Source organism: Bhargavaea cecembensis (genome assembly GCF_000826125.2).
Classification (GTDB): domain Bacteria; phylum Bacillota; class Bacilli; order Bacillales_A; family Planococcaceae; genus Bhargavaea; species Bhargavaea cecembensis_B.
The window spans coordinates 1,788,253-1,809,524 of sequence record NZ_LN651373.1 but is presented as its reverse complement, the minus strand read 5'-3'; the positions used below and the strand labels follow the sequence as shown (position 1 = coordinate 1,809,524).

Below are 21,272 nucleotides of genomic sequence, written 5' to 3'. Positions count from 1 at the left end.
TGTTGACATGAATGTATCATTGAACTGGCTGAACGAATATGTAGACATTAACGGAGTGGCCCCCGCCGAGCTGGCGGAAAAAATCACCCGTTCCGGGATCGAAGTCGACAGCGTGGACGACCGGTCTGAAGGACTGAAAAACATCGTCGTCGGCTACGTGGTNCGCCCGCAAACTCGAAGCGGAGACGATCGACGTCACGCTTCCCGGGACCCCGGCCAAGACGGGCAACCACCATCCGCTCACCCGGATCGTCGAGGAGATCGAGGATTTCTTCATCTCGATGGGCTACGAAGTGGCGGAAGGACCGGAAGTCGAGAAGGATTATTATAACTTTGAGGCGCTGAACCTGCCGAAAGGGCACCCGGCGCGGGATATGCAGGACTCATTCTACATCACGGAAGATATCCTCCTGCGGACCCATACATCGCCGGTCCAGGCCCGCACGATGGAAGCGAAAGAAGGGCGCCCGTTCCGCATCATCTGCCCGGGCAAGGTTTATCGCCGCGATAACGACGATGCGACCCACTCCCATCAGTTCACCCAGATCGAGGGGCTCGTCGTCGGGGAAGGCATCCGGATGAGCGACCTGAAGGGGACGCTCGACCTGTTTGCGAAAAAGATGTTCGGCGAAGACCGGGAGATCCGGCTGCGCCCGAGCTACTTCCCGTTCACGGAACCATCCGTTGAAATGGACATCTCCTGCTTTAAATGCGGCGGGTCGGGGTGCAACGTCTGCAAGGGGACCGGCTGGATCGAGATCCTCGGCGCGGGGATGGTCCACCCGAACGTTCTCCGGATGGGCGGCTACGATCCGGAAACGGTGTCCGGCTTCGCATTCGGCATGGGGCCGGAGCGGATCGCGATGCTGAAGTACGGCATTGACGACATCCGGCACTTCTATACGGACGATATCCGGTTCATCGCCCAGTTCCACAGGGCGGAAAGCTGAGGAGGGATTGTTGACATGAATGTATCATTGAACTGGCTGAACGAATATGTAGACATTAACGGAGTGGCCCCCGCCGAGCTGGCGGAAAAAATCACCCGTTCCGGGATCGAAGTCGACAGCGTGGACGACCGGTCTGAAGGACTGAAAAACATCGTCGTCGGCTACGTGGTCGAATGCAGCAAGCATCCGCAGGCGGACAAGCTGAACATTTGCCAAGTGGATGTCGGCGAAGAAGAGCCCGTCCAGATCATCTGCGGGGCGCCGAACGTGGCAGCCGGCCAGCACGTCGTCGTGGCCCGTCCCGGCGCGCGGCTCCCGGGCGGCATCAAGATCAAGAAAGCGAAGTTGCGCGGCGAGGAATCGAACGGCATGATCTGTTCGCTGCAGGAACTCGGTTTTGATGGCAAGGTCGTCCCGAAAGCCGTTTCCGAAGGGATTTACGTGCTTCCGGACGATTCCCCTGCCGGCGAGGACGCGCTCCCGCTGCTCGGGCTCGATGACACGGTCCTTGAACTGGACCTCACGCCGAACAGGGCGGATGCGCTCAGCATGCTCGGCGTCGCCTATGAGGCCGGGGCGATCCTGTCGAAGGAAGTGACGCTTCCCGATACGTCCCACGGAGAAGCGGAGGATCCGGCTTCCGGAAAGCTGAAACTGCGCGTCGATGCACCGGAGGCGAACCCGCTGTACGCGGCGAAAGTCGTCCGCAATGTGAAGGTCGGCAGCTCGCCCGAATGGCTGAAGGCCCGCCTCATGGCTTCCGGCGTCCGCCCGATCAACAACATCGTCGACATCACCAACTTCGTCCTGCTCGAATACGGCCAGCCGCTCCATGCGTTCGACTATGACCGCCTCGGCACGGGGGAGATCGTCGTCCGGCATGCATCCGAGGGAGAGACGATCGAAACGCTCGACGGCACCGAGCGAACGCTCCAACCTCATCATCTCCTCATCACGAACGGCCGCGAGCCGGTCGCCATCGCCGGCGTGATGGGCGGGGCGAATTCTGAAGTCCATGAAGGAACGACGACTGTCGTGATCGAGGCTGCCTGGTTCGACCCGGCCTCCGTCCGTCGCGCGTCCAAGGACCTCGGACTCCGCAGCGACGCCAGCACCCGCTTTGAAAAAGGCGTGGATCCGAACCGGGTGATCGAAGCCGGAGAACGCGCAGCCGCACTCATGGAAAGCCTGGCGGGCGGCGAAGTGCTGTCCGGGACGGTCCTCTTTGACGAACTCGATAAAGAACCGCTCCGCGTCACGGTGTCGCCGGATTTCATCAACGAACATCTCGGAATGAAAATCCCGTTTGAAGAAATGGAGCGGATCATGGACCGGCTGAAATTCCCGTACGAAGCGGTGAACGGCCTGTTCGTCATCGATGCTCCGACCCGGCGCGGCGACATCGCCATCCCAGAAGACATCGTCGAAGAAATCGCCAGGCTCTACGGATACGATGAAATTCCGAAGACACTGCCCGTGGCCGAATCGGTTCCGGGCGGGCTGAGCCCGTACCAGTCGAAGCGCCGGGTCGTCCGCCGTTTCATGGAAGGGGCAGGCCTCTATCAGGCGATCACCTACTCGCTCACTTCCGCGAAAGAAGCGCAGAAGTTCGCGCTTGAAACGGCGCCGGTCACAGAGCTGCTCATGCCGATGAGCGAGGAGCGGAGCACGCTCCGCCAGAGCCTCCTGCCGCATCTGCTTGAGGCGGTCACTTACAATGTGGCGCGCCAGAACGGCTCGATCGCCCTGTATGAAACCGGCGCCGTGTTCCTCGGCGAAGGAGCGGACGGCCTGCCGACGGAAGTTGAACATGCCGCCGCGGTCATCACCGGGGAATGGAACGGCAGCGAATGGCAGGGCTCGGCCCGGAAGGCGGATTTCTATACGATCAAAGGAATCGCGGAAGGTCTCTTTGACATCCTCGGACTTTCCGGAGGGCTTTCGTTCCGGAAAGGGGAGATGGCCGGCCTTCATCCGGGCCGGACGGCGGATGTCCTTCTCAGCGGCGAGCGGGTCGGCGTCGTCGGCCAGCTGCACCCGTCCGAGCAGAAGGCACGTGACCTGAAAGACACATTTGTCATGGAACTGAATCTGGAGGCCATCCTCAAGAAAGACGATGAGCCGCTAGTCTACTCGCCGGTTCCGAAGTTCCCGTCGATCAGCCGGGATATCGCACTCGTCGTGCCGAAGACGACGGAATCCGCGACGCTTGAAAAAGCGATCCGCTCGAATGCCGGAAGCCTGCTCAAGGACGTCCATGTGTTCGACGTGTACGAAGGGGAGAAGATGGCGGAAGGCATGAAGTCCATCGCCTTCTCGCTCACCTACCAGGATCCGGAACGCACGCTTACCGATGAAGAAGTGTCCGAAGCGCACAACCGCGTCATCGGTGCGCTGGAAGCCGAAGGCGCACGCGTCCGCAGCTGAACGAGTAACAACCCTTCCCCGAGATGCAGAACGGGGAAGGGTTTTTGAGTTGTTCTATCTATTCGTGTCGGCATTCAGTCAGCTTTCTATCTATTCGTGTCAGCATTCTATCTATCCGAGTCAGCTTTCTATCTATTCGTCCAGGCATTCTATCTATTCATGTCCGCTTTCTATCTATTCGCGTCAAATTCATCCCCTGCCGCGTTTTTTCGCAGCGAGCAGGGCGGCTTTGCCGGTATTGGCGAAGTGGCGCTTCGTGATCGACGACAGGAAGCCGTCGCCCTTGCCGAGGATGATCTTCGCCGCCGCTTCATCGACCGGCTTGCCGGCCCCTTTCGGTAGGGTGATGCCGGCTTTCTCACTCAGCCGGTCCATTTTTTCAAGAAAAGCGACCCGGGCGAGGATGGACGCACAGGCTACCGAGACATGCAGATTTTCCGCCTTCGTGGAAAACAGCACGTTTTCCCGGATGATTTCCCCTTCCTGGGCGATGTGCCGGTAATAGACATTCCGCTCGGCGAACTGGTCGATCAGGATGAAATCCGGCCGGTCGTCGCCGAGTTTCCGAAGCACATGACGGATCGCCTGGTTGTGGAGGAGGGCTTTGATTTTGCCCTGCGACCAGCCCTTCGCCTGGACGGTGTTGTATTTCTCATTCGGCAGGACGAGCACGCTGTTCGTGAACGCCGCCTTGATCTCCGGTCCGATCCGCCTCATGAGCGGATCGGTCAGCATCTTCGAGTCTTTCACGCCGAGTTCCTCGGCAAGCGCAATTTTTTCGGCGGGCACGTAGCAGGCGGCGACCGTCACGGGGCCGAAGAAATCGCCCGTTCCGGTTTCGTCCGAACCGAGGACGGACATCCGGGAGAACCCGTCCGGAAGCCGGTCTCCCTTGGCCGCCGATTTCTTTGCGGGCGGCGCCTGTCCCGCAGAGGTGCCTGCGCTCCATTTGGCCGCTTCAGCGGGCCCTCCCGCCCCCTGGAACATGACTTTGCCGGAGCGGTACGCCGTGATCGAGGCGCCGCCCGCCTTTGCGGCGAAGACCACGCCGGGAGCGGAGCGCTCGACCTTCGACGCGGCATAGTGATCCATCAGTTTCTTCATCTGCACGGGGTCCATCGTGATGACCGTATTCGACATATTCTCATCCTTCCATCCTGTGCAGATCCGGCCGGCTCCCAAAAAGGATGGCCGGCGTTTTCCGTCCTACACATTGAATCTGCTTTCATGGTATTATGGTGTATAGGATTTTTCAAGGAGGTGGCGGGAGTGACTGAACCGAAAAAAATCCGTGTGGCCGTGGAGATCTATGGCCAGACATATCAGATGGTCGGAACGGAGAGCAGCAGCCATATGCGCCTCGTCGCTTCGCTCGTGGATGACATGATGCGCGAAATCTCCTCGAAAAACCGGTCGCTCGATACGACGAAAATCGCCGTCCTGACGGCAGTGAACACAGTGAACGATGCCGTCAAGCTGAAAGAGCGCATCGAAGAGCTGGAAAACGAACTGAAAACGCTGAAGGGTTGACGTGCATGCTCGATTTAATGATAGTTTTTGTCCTGCTCGGAGGGCTGATCGCCGGCTTCAAGCGGGGCCTGATCGTCCAGCTTATACATATGGTAAGTTTCATCGTCGCACTTATCGTGGCCTGGGTTTATTACAAGCCGCTCGCCGAAAAGTTCGTCCTCTGGGTGCCGTATCCGGCGGTGGAGGCCGGAAATTCGCTCAAGATCGCATTCGGGAGCATCGATTTTGACCAGACGTTCTACCGTCTGCTGGCGTTTGTCTTTATTTTCATCGCCGTCAAGCTCGTCCTCCAGCTGCTTTCTTCCATGCTGGATTTCCTGAAATACTTGCCCGTGCTCGGGTCGATCAACGCGTTCACCGGAGCGGCGCTCGGCTTTTTGGAATTTTATCTTGTCCTCTTTTTCCTTTTGTATGTTTTTGCCATGCTGCCGATCGGCTTTATCCAGGACCGGATCGATTCGTCGATCCTGGCGGGGGCCATCCTGAAGCATACGCCGCTCATCTCCGAGGCGGCCAAGAACTGGTGGTACATTTACGTGAAATGAGCTTCCCTCCCGAGAGGGGAGCTTTTTAGCCGAAAGGGGAGGTTTTTCATATGAACAAGAAGATCATCATCCAGACGCTTGAAGAGATCGCACTCCATATGGAACTGCTCGGTGAAAACCCGTTCAAGGTCGGGGCGTTCCGAAAAGCGGCGGCCGTGCTCGAGCAGGACCCGCGGAGCCTGACGGAAATGGATGATATCCTGTCCCTGAAGGGGATCGGCAAAGGGACGGGGGCGGTTATCACCGACCTGCTCGAAAAAGGGGAGTCGGACCTGCTCGTCGAGCTGCAGGAGGAAGTGCCGGACGGACTGATTCCGCTGCTCAAGATTCCGGGACTCGGGGGAAAGAAGATCGCCAAGCTCCATCAGGAACTCGGCATTGATTCCGCCGAATCGCTGAAAGCGGCCTGCGAAGCGGGGGACGTGAGCAAGCTTCCAGGCTTCGGAAAAAAGACCGAAAAGAATCTTCTGGCGGAGCTGGAGACGTTCGGTCAGCGGCCGGACAAGCTTCCACACTGGGCGCTCGAGCCGGTTGTCCATTCCATTGAAAACAGCCTGCTCGCCATCCCTGAAGTTGACCGGTTCCTCGCGACGGGCAGCTACAGGAGGATGGCAGAGATGAGCAGCGACCTCGATTTCATCGTCGTGACCGGACAGCCGGAGCGGGTGCGGGAGGGACTGATGAACACCCTTCCGGTCATGGAGACGATTGCTTCCGGCGACGCCAAGCTTTCGGTCACCGTAGAGGCGGACGATCCGGTCGACGTGGACTTCCGCTTCGTGACCGAAGAACAGTTCGCCAGCGCCATCCACCATTTCACCGGATCCAAGGATCATAACGTCCGGATGCGGCAGATTGCCAAGGAACGCGGTGAAAAGATCAGCGAATACGGCGTCGAGCAGGAAGACGGTTCGGTGCTGACATTTTCATCCGAAAAAGAGTTCTTCGGCCATTTCGGCCTGCCGTTCTTCCCGCCGGAAGTGAGGAAAGACGGGACCGAACTCAAGCGCGGCGATGAGCTGGACGGGCTCGTCCGGCTCGAGGACATCCGGACCGATCTTCATATGCACACGGTCTGGTCGGACGGCGCCGAGTCGATCCGCGAGATGGCGGAGGCCTGCAGGGACCGCGGATACAGCCATATGGTCATCACCGACCATTCCCATTACCTGAAAGTCGCAAACGGGCTCACGCCGGATCGCCTCCGCATGCAGATCGCGGAAGTGCGGGAAGTGGACGCAGAACTGGAAGGCATCACGGTTCTTTGCGGGACCGAGATGGACATCCTCCCCGACGCGACGCTTGATTTCGCCGATGAGCTGCTGTCGGAACTGGACTTCGTCATCGCTTCCATCCACTCGAACTTCAACCAGTCCCAGGAAAAGATCATGGAACGCCTCCATGCCGCGATCTCCAATCCGAATGTCGACATGATCGCCCATCCGACGGGCCGTCTCATCGGCCGACGCGACGGCTACTCGCCGGATGTGGCCCGGCTCATCGATTGGGCGGCGGAATACGGAAAGATCCTTGAGCTCAATGCCAATCCGTACCGGCTCGACCTGGCGGAGGAATGGCTCGTTCTGGCACAGGAAAAAGGCGTGCCGATTGCGATCAACACCGATGCGCACAGCACCGGACAGCTCGGCTACATGGACACCGGCGTCCGGTACGCCCGGCGCGCCTGGCTGAACAAAGACAACATCGTCAATACATGGACACTCGAACGGTTCCTCGGCCACCTGAAAGGCTGAGGGCCGCTGCTATTTAGAAGAAAGGAAGTGCAGCCGATGGACTCCCGAGTCCTGAAGACACTTGAATTTGATAAAATCCGCGATGAAGTGGCCGGGCACTGCACATCGGTGCTCGGGAGGAGCCGGATCTCCGGTCTCGTCCCGTCCACTGATCTCGGCGAAGTCGCCGCGCTGCTCGCAGAGACGGACGAGGCGCTCGCCATCTACCGCATCCGCGGCAACGTTCCGATGGGCGGGCTGTTCGACATCCGTCCTTATTCGAAGCGGGCACAGGCTGGCGGCATGCTCGGCGCGATGGAACTGATGGAAACCGCCAGCACGATCCGCGCCGGCCGCATCCTCCGGCAATTTCTTGAGGCGATCGAAGCGGAAGGGGAGATCGACATTCCCCTGTTCCTCGCGAAAAAAGAAGAGATGCCGGTCCTGACGGCACTTGAACATGAGATCAATGCGTGCATCGATGACAACGGGAAAGTCGTCGACAGTGCGTCGGGCGCTCTCCGGTCGATCCGCCAGCAGCTCCGCGCGCAGGAAGGGCGCGTGCGGGACAAGCTCGAGCAGTACACCCGCAACAACGCCAAAATGCTGTCGGATGCCATCGTGACGATCCGGAATGACCGGTATGTCATCCCGGTCAAACAGGAGTACCGGACCCATTTCGGCGGCATCGTCCACGACCAGTCGGCCTCCGGACAGACGCTGTTCATCGAGCCGGATGCCGTCGTCCAGGCGAACAATGAAATCCGCCGACTGAAAATGAAGGAGAACGAGGAAATCGAGCGGATTCTCCGGATGCTGTCGGAACAGGTCCAGGGGCATGCGCATGAACTGTTCGTCCTCATTGGGATCCTCGGCGACATGGATGTCGTCCTGGCCAAAGCCAAATACGGAATGGCGGAAAAAGCGACCATCCCGGGGGTGAACGACGAAGGATCGATCCGCATGGTGAAAGCCCGCCATCCGCTCATCCCGCGGGAAGAAGCGGTCACGAACACGATCGAATTCGGCGGAGACACGACCGCCATCGTCATCACGGGTCCGAACACGGGCGGCAAGACCGTCACACTGAAGACGGTCGGACTCTGCACGCTCATGGCGCAGTCGGGACTTCCGATCCCCGCACTCGAGGGATCGGAGATGGCCGTATTCGACGGCATCTATGCAGACATCGGTGACGAGCAGTCGATCGAACAGAGCCTGAGCACGTTCTCCTCCCATATGGTGAACATCGTCGGCATCCTCGAACGGTTCGATGAGCGCTCGCTCGTCCTGTTTGACGAACTGGGCTCCGGCACCGATCCGCAGGAAGGCGCGGCGCTCGCCATCGCAATCCTCGATGAAGTGCACGGCAGGGGCGCACGCGTCATGGCGACGACCCACTATCCGGAACTGAAGGCGTACGGCTACAACCGGCCGGGCGTCGTGAATGCGAGCGTCGAGTTCGACGTCGAGACGCTCAGCCCGACCTACCGCCTCCTCATCGGGGTCCCCGGACGAAGCAACGCCTTCGAGATTTCCAAGCGTCTCGGCCTCCCGGATCACATCATCCGTCATGCGAAGACATTCACCGGCGAGGACCGAAATGAAGTCGAGACGATGATCACGTCGCTGGAAGCGAGCCGGGTCCAGGCGGAGAAAGACGCCGAAGAGACCGCACGCGTACTGCATGAATCCGAAGAACTCCGGAGCCAACTGGAAGAGCGGCTGTCGGAGTATGATTCGAAGAAGGACCAGCTGGAAGAGAAGGCCAAGGAGAAGGCGAAGAAAATCGTGGAAGACGCCCGCCGGGAAGCGGAGACCGTCATTTCCGAACTCCGGTCGATGCGCCTCAACGCCGGTGCGCAGGTGAAAGAGCACGAACTCATCGAGGCGAAGAAACGGCTCGAAGGGGCAGTGCCTCAAGAGGACCTGCGCAAAAAGCCGAAGACCAAGGCGAAGCCGGCCAAACATGAACTTCAGCCCGGCGACGAAGTCAAGGTCATCAGCTACGGCCAGAAAGGAACGCTTCTCGAAAAAGGATCGGACGGCGAGTGGCTCGTCCAGATCGGCATCCTGAAGATGCGCCTGCACGAATCGGACCTGGAGTACGTGAAACCGGAGAAGCCGAAAGAAACGGTCACAGTCGCGAATGTCCGCGGACGTTCCGCGGAAGGAGTCAGGATGGAACTCGACCTCCGGGGCGAGCGCTACGAAGACGCCATCCGCCGGACCGAAAAGTACATCGACGACGCCCTCCTCGCGAACTACCCACGCGTCTCGATCATCCACGGCAAAGGGACCGGCGCATTGCGCGAAGGCATCCAGAAATACCTTCGCCGCCACTCCCGCGTCAAAAGCTTCCGCTTCGGGGAAGCGGGCGAAGGCGGATCCGGCGTCACGGTCGTAGAACTGAAATAAGATCATTGGCGTAAGGGAACGATGCCCGGCGGCCGAGCCGGCCGATTCGATCAACCGGCCCTCTCCGTCCTGATCCAAAGTGCTCATTCCATAAAAAAACGAAACCTTCCGGGCGCCCGCGCCGTAAGCAAAGATTAAAACGGCAAAGGAGCCAACTGTATGCTGCTATCCGGCTTTTGGACCCATCCGCTCGTTGAATCAGCGGGCTACTTCAGCGTCACCGTCCTCTGCCTTGTCGTGGCGATGGTGCTGTTCGAACTCGTGACGAAATATAAGAACTGGGAAGAAATCCAGAACGGCAACCTGGCCGTCGCCATGGCGACCGGCGGGAAGATCTTCGGCGTGGCCAATATCTTCCGGCACTCCATCCAGCAGCACTCGACCCTGCCGGAAATGCTGCTCTGGGGCCTGTTCGGCTTCTTCCTCCTCATCATGGCCTACTGGCTGTTCGAATTCCTCACTCCGAAGTTCAAGATCGACGAGGAAATCGGCAACGACAACCGGGCGGTCGGTTTTATTTCATTCATCATCTCGGTCGGGCTCAGCTTTGTCATCGGAGCGAGCATCACCTGACCCGCATGGCACCATCCGCAGCGATCGAAAGGCGGTAAACCGAATTGGATATGATCAAACTTGCAAAACTGCTGCTGGTTATCTGCGCCGGCTTCATCATCGTCGGCATCTGGTGGCTGTTTTTCAACTGAGCACGGGGGACCCCCGTGCTTTTATTCATTCTGCTATTGAAAGCGCCTCCAATGTTGTGTATCCTTGAAATAGGAATATTCTAACGATTAAACAGGAGAAAGGGGTCTGTTCATGACGGCAAAACCATGGCTCAAGCACTATCCCGAGGAAATCCCGCCGATCGTCGAGATTCCGGAAGAACCGATTCAGATGAGTCTCACGCACTCGGCAGAGAAGTATCCGGACAAAGTCGCCATCCATTTTCTCGGAAGGGAAGTGACATTCCGGGAACTGTATGAGTCCTCGCTGAAGTTCGGCAACTACCTCCGGGGGCTGGGCGTCCAAAAAGGGGACCGCGTGGCGATCATGCTGCCGAACTGTCCGCAGAACGTCATTGCCTTCTACGGAATCCTGTATGCGGGGGCGATCGTCGTCCAGACGAACCCGCTGTATACCGAGAAGGAGCTCGCCTATCAGTTGAAGGACTCCGGAGCAAAAGTGATCGTCGGCCTGGATATCCTGTATCCGCGGATCGCCAAGGTCATCGGCGAAACGCCTCTGGAGCAGGTCATCATCACGGGCATCAAGGATTACCTGCCATTCCCGAAGAACCTCCTATACCCGTTCGTCCAGCGCAAGGAATACGGGATGACCGTTAAAGTCGAGCACCGGGGACGGAACCATCTGTTCACGGAAGCCATCAAGCGCTCCGAGGCGGAACCGATTGCGCTTGATGGCCCCGAGCCGGATGAAGTGGCACTCCTTCAGTACACGGGCGGCACGACCGGCTCTCCGAAGGGCGTCATGCTCACCCACCGCAACTTGATGGCCAATGCGAAGATGTGCGAGGCCTGGATGTACAAATGCGAGCCGGGCGAAGAAACGGTCCTCGGCATTCTCCCGTTCTTCCACGTGTATGGCATGACGACCGTCCTCGTCCTGTCCGTGGCGCAGGGGAACAAGATGGTGCTCGTTCCGAAATTCGATCCGGAGACCGTCCTCAAGCTGATCGACAAACAGTCGCCGACCTTGTTCCCGGGCGCGCCGACCATTTATATCGGCCTGCTCAACCACCCGGACATCTCCAAATACGACCTCCAGTCGATCAAGGCATGCCTGAGCGGCTCCGCTCCGCTTCCGGTCGACATCCAGGAGAAGTTCGAGAAAGTGACGAAAGGGAAACTGGTGGAAGGCTATGGCCTGTCCGAATCCTCCCCGGTCACGCACGCGAACCTCATCTGGGACGGGGAGCGCAAAAGAGGCTCGATCGGCATCCCTTGGCCGAATACCGAAGCGACCGTGTTCAAGAACGGGACAACGGAGCCGCTGGCCGTCGGAGAAGTCGGTGAAATTGCGGTGAAGGGGCCCCAGGTGATGAAGGGGTACTGGAACCGTCCGGAAGATACCGCGGCCACACTGCAAGACGGCTGGCTCCTGACAGGCGATCTCGGCTACATGGACGAGGACGGTTACTTCTACGTCGTCGACCGGAAGAAGGACATGATCATCGCGAGCGGGTATAATGTATATCCGAGAGACATCGAAGAAGTGCTTTATGAGCACCCCGCCATCATGGAATGCGTGGTCGCCGGCGTGCCGGATCCGTACAGGGGAGAGACCGTGAAGGCCTACATCGTCCTGAAGAAAGGCCATGAAGTGACGGAAGAGGAACTCAACGAATTCTCCCGGAAGCATCTGGCTGCCTACAAAGTGCCGAGGCTGTATGAATTCCGTGATGAACTGCCGAAGACGGCCGTCGGAAAAATCCTCCGCCGCAAGCTTGTGGACGAGGAGAAAAAGAAACTCGACGAGGAGAAAGTCGGTTCCTGAGAACGCTTGACAGACCGATATATGCAGTCTAATATAGAAATATGAATGAACCATCATTCATATTTCTTTTTCTTTGGTGGTGGAATCTTTGAAGCGGAACAAGCCGAAATACAAACAGATCGTGGACGCCGCGGTCATCGTCATTGCCGAAAACGGCTATCATCAGGCGCAAGTCTCGAAGATTGCCAAACAGGCGGGCGTCGCTGACGGGACGATTTATCTTTACTTCAAAAACAAAGAAGACATTCTCGTTTCGGTGTTCCGTGAGAAGATGTCGATCTTCGTTGAGAACCTGCAGAAGATCCTGGATGGGAACGAAACTTCCGAGGAGAAGCTGCGTCGGATGATCGAGAACCACTTCCGCGTGATCTACTCGGACCATCATCTGGCCATCGTCACCCAGCTCGAGCTCCGCCAATCCAATCAGGATCTGCGGCACAAGATCAATAATGTGCTCAAAGATTATCTGGCCCTCCTGGACCGGATCCTGGCCGAAGGGATCGAGCGGGGAGAATTTGAAAAAGAGATGGATATCCGGCTCGCGCGGCAGATGGTGTTCGGCACCATGGATGAAATTATCACCTCATGGGTGATGAACGGTCAGAAATATGATTTAATGAAACTGGCGCCGAATGTACATAGGCTGCTCATGAAAGGCATGAAAGCCGACTGAAGGGGATGAGTTTCGGATGGAATTCCTGAAAGTGGAGAAGAAGGACAAACTGGCGATCGCCGCAATCACGCGGCCGCCTGCGAATGCGCTTTCACAAGGCTTGATCCGCGAGGTCGACCAGCTCCTGGATGAAGTCGAACAGGATCCGGACGTCCGGGTGATCGTTCTGCACGGGGAAGGACGTTTCTTCTCGGCAGGGGCGGACATCAAGGAATTCACGGAAGTAGAGTCCGGCGAGGAATTTTCCGGGCTTTCCGGGAGAGGCCAGCAAGTGTTCGAACGGCTGGAAAACTTCCCGAAGCCCGTGATTGCCGCCATTCACGGCGCGGCGCTCGGCGGCGGACTCGAACTGGCGATGTCCTGCCATATGCGGTTCGTCACGAGCGGAGCGAAGCTGGGGCTTCCTGAGCTTTCGCTCGGACTGATCCCGGGGTTTGCCGGCACGCAGCGGCTTCCGCGGTACGTCGGACCGGCCAAGGCTGCGGAGATGATGCTGACCGCCGAGCCGATCACCGGGGAGGAAGCCGTCAGCTGGGGGCTCGCAAACCGGGCCTTCGGCGAAGACGAACTGCTCGATGAGACGCTCAAAACGGCAGGGAAGATTGCCAAAATGAGCCCCGTCTCCGTGCGGGCCGCTCTCCGGATGCTGCAGTACGGAAAGCATGAAGGCTTCCATGAAGGCGTGAAGGCGGAAGCCGAGTCATTCGGAGAAGTGTTTGTTTCGGAAGACGCCAAAGAAGGCATCGCAGCCTTCATCGAAAAGCGCAAACCCGATTTCCAGGGAAGATAAACATTCGAAGGGGAGGATGGCAACATGAACATCTACGCACTTGTAAAACGGACGTTCGACACAGAGGAGAAGATCTCTGTCCAGAACGGTGGAATTGCAGAAGACGGAGCGGAATTCATCATCAACCCGTACGACGAATATGCGGTTGAAGAAGGGATCCGCCTCCGCGACGAGCATGGCGGCGAAGTGACGGTCCTCACGCTCGGCGGGGAAGACGCGGAAAAGCAGCTTCGCACGGCGCTTGCGATGGGAGCCGACAAAGCGGTCCTCATCGACACGGACGACGATCTCGATGACATCGACGAATTCACGGCGGCCACGATCATCGCCGAATACCTGAAGGACAAAGACGCGGACCTCATCCTCGCCGGCAACGTGGCGATCGACGGCGGTTCCGGTCAGGTCGGCCCGCGTGTGGCCGAGCTTCTCGGCATCAACTACGTGACGACGATCACCGAACTGAAGGTCGACGGCGAAAAGGCGAACATCGTGCGGGACGTCGAAGGCGACTCCGAGACGATCGAAGCGGAACTGCCGCTGCTCGTCACGGCGCAACAGGGACTGAACGATCCGCGGTATCCATCCCTTCCGGGGATCATGAAGGCGAAGAAAAAGCCGCTTGAGGAACTCGAACTTGACGACCTCGACATCGATGAAGATGAGGTCGAAGCGAAAACGGAGCGGATCGAAATCTTCCTTCCGCCCGAGAAAGCTGCGGGACGTGTGCTTGAAGGCGATCTTGGGGACCAGGTCAAGGAACTCGTCCAGCTGCTCCGCACCGAAGCGAAAGTCATCTGAGCCGGTATTATTCGAATCAGGAGGGGTAATCTATGTCCAACAAAGTGATTGTACTAGGGGAAGCGCGCGACGGCGCTTTGCGGAATGTTTCGTTTGAAGCCATCGCGGCAGCGAAGAAAGTATCGGACGGCGGAGAAGTTGTCGGTGTCCTGATCGGGGACGACGTACAGGGGCTCGGCCAGGAAATGATCCAATACGGCGCGGATCGTGTCGTGACAGTCGAACACCCGCACCTCAAACACTATACATCCGATGGTTTCGGCCAGGCATTCATGGCCGTCTACGAACAGGAGCAGCCGGAAACAATCGTATTCGGCCACACGGCGCTCGGGAAGGACCTGTCGCCGAAGATCGCGGCCAAGCTCAAGAGCGGACTCGTCTCCGACATAACCGACATCGAAGGCGAAGGGGAAGACGCGGTCTTCATCCGCCCGATCTACTCCGGCAAGGCGTTTGAAAAAGTGAAGATCAACGAAGGACCGATCTTCTTCACAATCCGCCCGAACAACATCGCGGCACCGGCAAAGGACGAAAGCCGCTCCGGCGACGTCTCGTCCGTGAGCGCAGACATCCAGAACCTGCGCTCCGTTGTAAAGGATGTCGTCACAAAAGCGACCGACGGCGTCGACATGTCCGAGGCGAAGGTCGTCGTGGCCGGCGGCCGCGGCGTCAAGGGGCCTGAAGGCTTCGAACCGCTGAAAGAACTCGCAGACCTGCTCGGCGGAGCAATCGGCGCATCGCGCGGAGCGTGCGACGCCGACTACTGCGATTACTCCCTGCAGATCGGGCAGACAGGCAAGGTCATCACACCGGATCTGTATATTGCAGCGGGCATCTCCGGGGCAATCCAGCACCTCGCCGGGATGTCGAACTCGAAAGTGATCGTCGCCATCAACAAAGATCCGGAAGCCAACATCTTCAAGGTGGCGGACTACGGAATCGTCGGCGACCTGTTCGAAGTGGTTCCGATGATGATCGAAGAGATCAAGAAAACAAAAGTGAATGCATGATCCTGCAGGCCCCCGGGTATGAGTACTTCGGGGGCCGCATTTTGGCCCGGGCAGAACATTCGCTCCGGAATCCGGGGCCGTGCTATACTACCGGTAGCAGTCAATAAAAAAGGCGATGCCGCGTACCGCGTGCACCGGTTGTTTTCACCGGGGCATTGCCCGATAACAAGGAGGATCTCCAATATGGCTATTCAACATGCAACCGACCAGGACTTCCAGAACAAAGTATCCGACGGACTCGTGCTCGTCGACTTCTGGGCAACGTGGTGCGGACCGTGCAAGATGATCGCGCCCGTCCTGGAAGAAGTGGACGCTGAAATCGGAGACAAAGTACAGATCGTGAAAGTCGATGTGGATGAAAACCAGGAAACAGCCGGCAAGTACGGCATCATGTCCATCCCGACACTCGTCCTCTTTAAGAACGGCGAAATCGTGGACAAAGTCGTCGGATTCAATCCGAAGGAAAAACTTGTCCAATTCATCGAACAGCACGCGTAACAGAAACACGAGAACCGGGCCCCTGTGGTGCCCGGTTCTTTTTGGCAGGTGAGAAACTATGAACGAACGAATCCAGCAGAAGCTGGCAATCTTGCCGGATCAGCCCGGCTGCTACCTCATGAAGGACCGGCAGGGGACGATCATTTATGTCGGCAAGGCGAAAGTGCTGAAAAACAGGGTCCGGTCTTATTTCACCGGGTCGCATGATGCGAAGACCCAGCGGCTCGTCTCTGAAATCGAGAATTTTGAGTATATCGTCACATCATCCAACATCGAAGCGCTCATACTGGAACTGAACCTGATCAAAAAGCATGACCCGAAATATAACATCATGCTGAAGGATGACAAGACGTATCCGTATATCAAGATCACCGCGGAGAGGCACCCGAGGCTCATCATCACCCGGAATGTGAAGAAGGACAAGGGCAAATACTTCGGCCCTTATCCGAACGCCTACGCGGCAGCGGAGACGAAAAAGCTGCTCGACCGGCTTTACCCGCTCCGGAAATGCCAGACATTGCCGGACCGGGTCTGCCTTTATTATCATCTCGGCCAGTGCCTGGCCCCGTGCATCAATGAAGTGCCCGCGGAAACCTACCGGGAATTGACCGACGGCATCGCCAGATTCCTGAGCGGCGGATACAAGGACGTCAAGCGGGACCTGACGGAAAAGATGAACCGGGCAGCGGAAGAACTGGAGTTCGAGCGGGCGAAGGAATACCGGGATCAGATCTCCCATATCGAGACGGTCATGGAAAAGCAGAAGATCACGACGAACGACATGACGGACCGCGATGTGTTCGGCTACGCGGTCGACAAGGGCTGGATGTGCGTCCAGGTGTTCTTCATCCGCCAGGGCAAGCTCATCGAACGGGATGTTTCCCTGTTCCCGCTTTACCGGGATCCGGACGAGGAATTCCTCACGTACATCGGACAGTTCTACGGCAAGTCCGAGCACCTGCTGCCGAAAGAGCTGCTGCTGCCCGAAGGCACGGACGCGGAAATCGTCCAGGAGCTGCTCAGTGCGAAAGTCAGTGTCCCCCAGCGCGGGAAGAAAAAAGACCTCGTCAGGCTCGCCGCCAAAAATGCGCGCATTGCACTTTCCGAGAAGTTCCAGCTGATTGAACGGCAGGAACAGCGGACGGTCGGGGCGTGCGAGGAACTCGGCGAGGCGATGGGCATTGCCGCCCCGCTGCGGATCGAGGCATTCGACAACTCGCACACGTACGGGGCGGAAGCCGTCTCCGCGATGGTGTCATTCATCGACGGGCGGCCGGATAAAAAGAACTACCGGAAGTACAAAACCCGGACCGCCGCCCGGCATGACGACTACGGGGCCATGAGGGAAGTGGTGCGCAGGCGCTATGTCCGGGTGCTGAAAGACGGGCTGCCGCTGCCCGACCTGATCCTCATCGACGGCGGGAAAGGGCAGATCAGCGCCGCCAGGGAAGTGGTGGAAGACGAACTCGGACTCGACATCCCGATCGCGGGACTGGCGAAGGACGACAAGCACCAGACGGCACTCCTCCTGTACGGAGACCCGCCGGAAGTCGTTCCGCTCAAGCGGACGAGCGAAGGATTCTACCTGCTGCAGCGGATCCAGGATGAGGTCCACCGGTTCGCCATCACGTTCCACCGGCAGCGGAGGGGGGCCAAGTCCCTCACCTCCTCGCTCGACGGAATTCCGGGTGTCGGTCCGAAGCGGAAAAGCCAGCTGCTCAAGCATTTCGGTTCCGTCAAGAAAATCCGCGAAGCCACCGCCGAACAATTGAAGGAAGCGGGCCTTCCGCAGGCGGTGGCCGAGACCGTCGCCGGCTATTTCAAGGAAGCGGAGGCGGCCAAAGAAGGATCGGAGGAGAAGGGATGAACTGGACGATCGTTGAAGACGCGATCCGGAAGGCGAGGGAGCAGGGCGACTTCGATCACCTGCCGGGCAAAGGGAAGCCGCTCCCGAAAGATGAATTCGAACACTTGCCGCCCGACATCCGGATGGCGGTCCGGATCCTGAAGAACAGCGGCTATGATGACGAGGCGATGTTCGTCCAGAAAGAGATGACCGAACTCGGCGGCCGGATCGAGCATGCGCCGGCTTCGAAAAAGACCGACCTGGAAACCGCCTACAACAAACAGATGAAAAAAATGAACTCTCTCCTTGCAAAAAAGGGAGTTCCGACGAACAGCAGCGCGTTCAAGGAGTATAACCGGCAGATCCAGGACAAGCTGAAATGGTGAACGGAGAAAGGGCAACAAAAAAATGGCCGCGGCGGGTGGATCACTCTGTCGCGGCCTTCGCTTTTATCATGTTTCAAGCCCATACCAGATTCAGCCGGACCAGCCCTTTCTTTTTGTCCGGCTCGGGATGGCATTCACATTCGCACTCGTGGATCTTCGCATACTGGCCGGACAAAAAACCGGCCTCGAGCATGTAGGACCGGCTGCCCCTCTTCACGTACTCGGGATCGGGCTCCAGCAGCCAGACAGCCTCCTTTTTGGCCTCCCGCTCGACGGAAAGGCCACCCCAGCCGGCCTCCCGGAAAAATTCCGGAGCCTCATCCATCCGGAACAGGGGAAAGGTCCTCGCCAGTTCTTTGCCGGCCCAATAGAGGATATCACTCTCATGCTTCCCGAGCACCGACGGAAGCACGTGGTCGCGGATTAATTCATAACCGAACCGGGTCGCCTCTTCCCGGACGGCCGTCCCGTTTTCCTCAGACATCCAATCACCTCATCCATTCTGACCTTCCGAACTGATCCGGCACCGCTATCTGCTGCTCCGCAGCCGGATTGGCGGCTCTTGTCGAATTTGTGTCGGTCACCTTGATTTCCCTAGGGGGGAGGAGTACAATGGTCATGTCCTAATATTGTAATCATGATGAAATAAGCAGTCAATGTTCGCTTCCGTCAACAGGCGGGGGCGTCGTCGCCTGCCTGTTTGTCAGTACCAAGGGAGGTAAAGAGAATTCATGAGAGATTATGATTTTGGCCTGCGCCGGCTGCACTCGCTCCTCGGGATCATTCCGATCGGCCTGTTCCTGACCCAGCACTTGATCGTCAACCACTTTGCCACGAATGGAGTGGAATCGTTCAACAGGGCATCCGCCTTCATGGGCAATCTGCCGTTCGTGCTCTGGCTGGAGTGGATCGTCATCTACATCCCGCTCATGTTCCACGCATTCTTCGGTCTGTACATCGCGTTCACCGGGAAGCCGAACGTGAACCGATACGGTACATACCGGAACTGGATGTTCCTGCTCCAGCGGATCACGGGTGTGATTCTTGTTGTCTTCATCGCATGGCACATCTGGCAGACCCGCATCCAGAAGGCGCTCGGAACCGAAGTGGACTTCGACATGATGGCGGACGTGTTCTCCAGTCCGTTCATGATCGCGTTCTACGTGCTCGGCGTCGTTTCCGCGACATTCCACTTCGCCAACGGGTTCTGGTCGTTCCTCGTCACTTGGGGCGTTACCCAGTCTGCCCGTTCCCAGCGCATCTCCACATACGTCATGACAGTGCTGTTCCTCGCCCTGTCCGTGATCGGCATCCGCGCGATCTTCGCATTCGTCTGATCGCCGGATCCGCAATTGTAGCTTAGTATTGAACGAACTGAGGAGTGAACTAGAAATGGCGAAAAGCAAATTGATCGTCGTCGGCGGCGGACTTGCCGGACTGATGGCGACGATTAAGGCTGCCGAAGCAGGCACGCCGGTCGAGTTGTTTTCATTGGTTCCCGTTAAACGTTCGCACTCCGTCTGCGCACAGGGCGGCATCAATGGTGCAGTCAACACGAAAGGGGAGGGCGACTCCCCTTGGATCCACTTCGATGACACCGTATACGGCGGTGACTTCCTTGCAAACCAGCCGCCTGTCCTGAAAATGGCAGAGGCTGCACCTGGCATCATTCACCTGATGGACCGGATGGGCGTCATGTTCAGCCGGACGCCGGAAGGTCTTCTGGACTTCCGTCGTTTCGGCGGAACGATGCACCACCGCACGGCTTTCGCCGGTGCGACGACTGGACAGCAGCTCCTCTATGCCCTTGACGAGCAGGTCCGCCGCTATGAAGTGGAAGGCCTCGTCAAGAAGTATGAGAACTGGGAGTTCCTCGGGGCAGTCGTGGATGACGACGGCGTCTGCCGCGGCATCATGGCACAGAACCTCAAAACGATGGAAATCGAGTCGTTCCGCTCGGATGCCGTCATCATGGCAACCGGCGGACCGGGGATCATCTTCGGGAAGTCGACGAACTCGGTCATCAACACCGGTTCCGCAGCATCGATCGTTTACCAGCAGGGTGCAACTTACGCAAACGGCGAGTTCATCCAGATCCACCCGACTGCGATCCCTGGAGACGACAAGCTCCGGCTCATGTCCGAGTCCGCACGGGGCGAGGGCGGCCGGATCTGGACTTACAAAGACGGCAAGCCGTGGTACTTCCTTGAAGAGAAATACCCGGCATACGGAAACCTCGTGCCGCGTGACATCGCGACGCGTGAAATCTTCGACGTCTGCGTGAACCAGAAGCTCGGCATCAATGGCGAAAACATGGTCTACCTCGACCTGTCCCATAAAGATCCGCATGAGCTGGACGTCAAGCTCGGCGGCATCATCGAAATCTACGAGAAATTCACGGGCGAAGATCCGCACAAGGTGCCGATGAAGATCTTCCCGGCAGTCCATTACTCGATGGGCGGTCTCTATGTCGACTACGATCAGATGACGGACATTCCGGGCCTGTTCGCTGCCGGCGAATGCGACTACTCCCAGCACGGCGGGAACCGCCTCGGTGCGAACTCGCTCCTGTCCGCGATCTACGGCGGCATGGTTGCCGGACCGAACGCGGTCAAGTACATTGAAGGTCTTGACAAGCATGCCGAAGACCTGTCCTCGGCCCTTTATGACGGCGCCGTCAAGAAGGAACAGGACAAGTGGGAAGGCATCTTGAAGATGGACGGCACGGAAAATGCCTACGTCCTCCACAAAGAGCTCGGCGAGATCATGACGAAGAACGTGACGGTTGTCCGCTACAACGATCAGCTCCAGGAAACGGACTACAAGATCCAGGAACTCCTGGAACGTTACAACAACATCAACGTCAACGATACGCAGCGCTGGTCCAACCAGGGCGCGACATTCACCCGCCAGCTTAAGAACATGCTCTATCTGGCGCGCGTCATTACGCTCGGCGCCCTTAACCGGGATGAGAGCCGCGGTGCCCACTACAAGCCGGACTTCCCGAAACGGAACGACGAAGAGTGGCTCAAGACGACGAAAGCCAAGTTCGACGGCGTCTCTGCACCGGTCTTCTCGTACGAAGACGTCGACGTCTCGCTTATCCCGCCGCGTGAACGCGACTATACGAAGAAGCATTGATCACCGAGAAAGG

18 protein-coding genes and 1 pseudogene are annotated in these 21,272 nt (G+C 58.2%); 17 read left to right on the top strand and 2 right to left on the bottom strand.

Translation table 11 applies throughout. The features are described 5' to 3' along the window. Positions 1 to 167: 167 nt before the first annotated feature. Together pheS and pheT are read left to right on the top strand one after the other, a co-directional pair. A pseudogene (gene pheS / locus BN1189_RS14420) lies at positions 168 to 950 on the top strand (phenylalanine--tRNA ligase subunit alpha); the annotation flags it as partial. Positions 951 to 965: 15 nt separating this feature from the next. Then, positions 966 to 3,377 carry a phenylalanine--tRNA ligase subunit beta gene (gene pheT, locus BN1189_RS14415; RefSeq protein ID WP_040229004.1) on the top strand — a complete coding sequence of 804 codons (2,412 nt, stop codon included), beginning with the start codon at positions 966 to 968 and terminating at the stop codon, positions 3,375 to 3,377. 189 nt (positions 3,378 to 3,566) lie between these two features. Here the strand turns inward: pheT and rnhC are convergent, their stop codons facing one another. Then, entirely contained in the window at positions 3,567 to 4,517 is a 951-nt protein-coding gene (rnhC, locus tag BN1189_RS14410) for a ribonuclease HIII (RefSeq protein WP_040229003.1), read from the bottom strand. Between the two features lie 129 nt (positions 4,518 to 4,646). On the opposite strand from rnhC, the gene zapA reads away from it, so the two are divergent. The 13 genes from zapA to BN1189_RS14345 all read left to right on the top strand — a co-directional run bounded on the left by zapA (position 4,647) and on the right by BN1189_RS14345 (position 18,118). Then, positions 4,647 to 4,907: a cell division protein ZapA gene (gene zapA, locus BN1189_RS14405; RefSeq protein WP_040229002.1), complete on the top strand. Its 261-nt coding sequence runs from the start codon at positions 4,647 to 4,649 to the stop codon at positions 4,905 to 4,907. Positions 4,908 to 4,912: 5 nt separating this feature from the next. Further along, positions 4,913 to 5,452, top strand: coding sequence for a CvpA family protein (locus tag BN1189_RS14400; protein WP_040229001.1), 540 nt, complete (start codon positions 4,913 to 4,915; stop codon positions 5,450 to 5,452). A 50-nt stretch (positions 5,453 to 5,502) separates the two neighbouring features. After that, positions 5,503 to 7,206 (top strand): DNA polymerase/3'-5' exonuclease PolX, encoded by a 1,704-nt coding sequence (gene polX / locus BN1189_RS14395; protein ID WP_040229000.1) that lies wholly within the window; start codon positions 5,503 to 5,505, stop codon positions 7,204 to 7,206. 36 nt (positions 7,207 to 7,242) lie between these two features. After that, positions 7,243 to 9,603, top strand: coding sequence for an endonuclease MutS2 (locus tag BN1189_RS14390; protein WP_040228999.1), 2,361 nt, complete (start codon positions 7,243 to 7,245; stop codon positions 9,601 to 9,603). A gap of 159 nt (positions 9,604 to 9,762) precedes the next feature. Further along, positions 9,763 to 10,176 (top strand): DUF350 domain-containing protein, encoded by a 414-nt coding sequence (locus BN1189_RS14385; protein WP_040228998.1) that lies wholly within the window; start codon positions 9,763 to 9,765, stop codon positions 10,174 to 10,176. Between the two features lie 243 nt (positions 10,177 to 10,419). After that, positions 10,420 to 12,117, top strand: coding sequence for a long-chain-fatty-acid--CoA ligase (locus BN1189_RS14380; protein WP_040228997.1), 1,698 nt, complete (start codon positions 10,420 to 10,422; stop codon positions 12,115 to 12,117). Positions 12,118 to 12,205: 88 nt separating this feature from the next. Continuing rightward, positions 12,206 to 12,790: a TetR/AcrR family transcriptional regulator gene (locus BN1189_RS14375; RefSeq protein ID WP_040228996.1), complete on the top strand. Its 585-nt coding sequence runs from the start codon at positions 12,206 to 12,208 to the stop codon at positions 12,788 to 12,790. 16 nt (positions 12,791 to 12,806) lie between these two features. Then, positions 12,807 to 13,580, top strand: a complete 774-nt coding sequence (locus BN1189_RS14370) for an enoyl-CoA hydratase (RefSeq protein ID WP_040228995.1) — start codon at positions 12,807 to 12,809, stop codon at positions 13,578 to 13,580. Between the two features lie 24 nt (positions 13,581 to 13,604). After that, positions 13,605 to 14,378, top strand: coding sequence for an electron transfer flavoprotein subunit beta/FixA family protein (locus tag BN1189_RS14365; protein WP_040228994.1), 774 nt, complete (start codon positions 13,605 to 13,607; stop codon positions 14,376 to 14,378). 32 nt (positions 14,379 to 14,410) lie between these two features. Beyond that, positions 14,411 to 15,388, top strand: a complete 978-nt coding sequence (locus BN1189_RS14360; RefSeq protein WP_040228993.1) for an electron transfer flavoprotein subunit alpha/FixB family protein — start codon at positions 14,411 to 14,413, stop codon at positions 15,386 to 15,388. Positions 15,389 to 15,571: 183 nt separating this feature from the next. After that, a complete protein-coding gene (gene trxA / locus BN1189_RS14355; RefSeq protein WP_040228992.1) occupies positions 15,572 to 15,886 on the top strand; it encodes a thioredoxin in 315 nt (104 codons plus the stop codon). Between the two features lie 58 nt (positions 15,887 to 15,944). Continuing rightward, positions 15,945 to 17,753 carry an excinuclease ABC subunit UvrC gene (gene uvrC / locus BN1189_RS14350; protein WP_040228991.1) on the top strand — a complete coding sequence of 603 codons (1,809 nt, stop codon included), beginning with the start codon at positions 15,945 to 15,947 and terminating at the stop codon, positions 17,751 to 17,753. Beyond that, positions 17,750 to 18,118 (top strand): J-domain-containing protein, encoded by a 369-nt coding sequence (locus BN1189_RS14345; protein ID WP_040228990.1) that lies wholly within the window; start codon positions 17,750 to 17,752, stop codon positions 18,116 to 18,118. The genes uvrC and BN1189_RS14345 overlap by 4 nt, the downstream gene beginning before the upstream one ends. A 73-nt stretch (positions 18,119 to 18,191) precedes the next feature. Here BN1189_RS14345 and BN1189_RS14340 read toward each other — a convergent pair whose 3' ends face one another. Further along, positions 18,192 to 18,602 (bottom strand): YslB family protein, encoded by a 411-nt coding sequence (locus BN1189_RS14340; protein ID WP_040228989.1) that lies wholly within the window; start codon positions 18,600 to 18,602, stop codon positions 18,192 to 18,194. A gap of 247 nt (positions 18,603 to 18,849) precedes the next feature. Here BN1189_RS14340 and BN1189_RS14335 point away from each other — a divergent pair, with 247 nt between their 5' ends. Together BN1189_RS14335 and sdhA are read left to right on the top strand one after the other, a co-directional pair. Next, on the top strand, positions 18,850 to 19,455 hold the full coding sequence (locus BN1189_RS14335; RefSeq protein ID WP_040228988.1) for a succinate dehydrogenase cytochrome b558 subunit: 606 nt from the start codon (positions 18,850 to 18,852) through the stop codon (positions 19,453 to 19,455). A gap of 55 nt (positions 19,456 to 19,510) precedes the next feature. Then, on the top strand, positions 19,511 to 21,259 hold the full coding sequence (sdhA, locus tag BN1189_RS14330) for a succinate dehydrogenase flavoprotein subunit (protein WP_040228987.1): 1,749 nt from the start codon (positions 19,511 to 19,513) through the stop codon (positions 21,257 to 21,259). The last annotated feature ends 13 nt before the right edge of the window (positions 21,260 to 21,272 follow it).

Coding starts and splice junctions, on each gene's coding strand:
- pheT (WP_040229004.1), top strand. CDS start 966: ATGAATGTATCATTGAACTGGCTGAACGAATATGTAGACATTAACGGA.
- rnhC (WP_040229003.1), bottom strand. CDS start 4,517: ATGTCGAATACGGTCATCACGATGGACCCCGTGCAGATGAAGAAACTG.
- BN1189_RS14400 (WP_040229001.1), top strand. CDS start 4,913: ATGCTCGATTTAATGATAGTTTTTGTCCTGCTCGGAGGGCTGATCGCC.
- polX (WP_040229000.1), top strand. CDS start 5,503: ATGAACAAGAAGATCATCATCCAGACGCTTGAAGAGATCGCACTCCAT.
- BN1189_RS14390 (WP_040228999.1), top strand. CDS start 7,243: ATGGACTCCCGAGTCCTGAAGACACTTGAATTTGATAAAATCCGCGAT.
- BN1189_RS14385 (WP_040228998.1), top strand. CDS start 9,763: ATGCTGCTATCCGGCTTTTGGACCCATCCGCTCGTTGAATCAGCGGGC.
- BN1189_RS14380 (WP_040228997.1), top strand. CDS start 10,420: ATGACGGCAAAACCATGGCTCAAGCACTATCCCGAGGAAATCCCGCCG.
- BN1189_RS14370 (WP_040228995.1), top strand. CDS start 12,807: ATGGAATTCCTGAAAGTGGAGAAGAAGGACAAACTGGCGATCGCCGCA.
- BN1189_RS14365 (WP_040228994.1), top strand. CDS start 13,605: ATGAACATCTACGCACTTGTAAAACGGACGTTCGACACAGAGGAGAAG.
- BN1189_RS14360 (WP_040228993.1), top strand. CDS start 14,411: ATGTCCAACAAAGTGATTGTACTAGGGGAAGCGCGCGACGGCGCTTTG.
- trxA (WP_040228992.1), top strand. CDS start 15,572: ATGGCTATTCAACATGCAACCGACCAGGACTTCCAGAACAAAGTATCC.
- uvrC (WP_040228991.1), top strand. CDS start 15,945: ATGAACGAACGAATCCAGCAGAAGCTGGCAATCTTGCCGGATCAGCCC.
- BN1189_RS14345 (WP_040228990.1), top strand. CDS start 17,750: ATGAACTGGACGATCGTTGAAGACGCGATCCGGAAGGCGAGGGAGCAG.
- BN1189_RS14340 (WP_040228989.1), bottom strand. CDS start 18,602: ATGTCTGAGGAAAACGGGACGGCCGTCCGGGAAGAGGCGACCCGGTTC.
- BN1189_RS14335 (WP_040228988.1), top strand. CDS start 18,850: ATGAGAGATTATGATTTTGGCCTGCGCCGGCTGCACTCGCTCCTCGGG.
- sdhA (WP_040228987.1), top strand. CDS start 19,511: ATGGCGAAAAGCAAATTGATCGTCGTCGGCGGCGGACTTGCCGGACTG.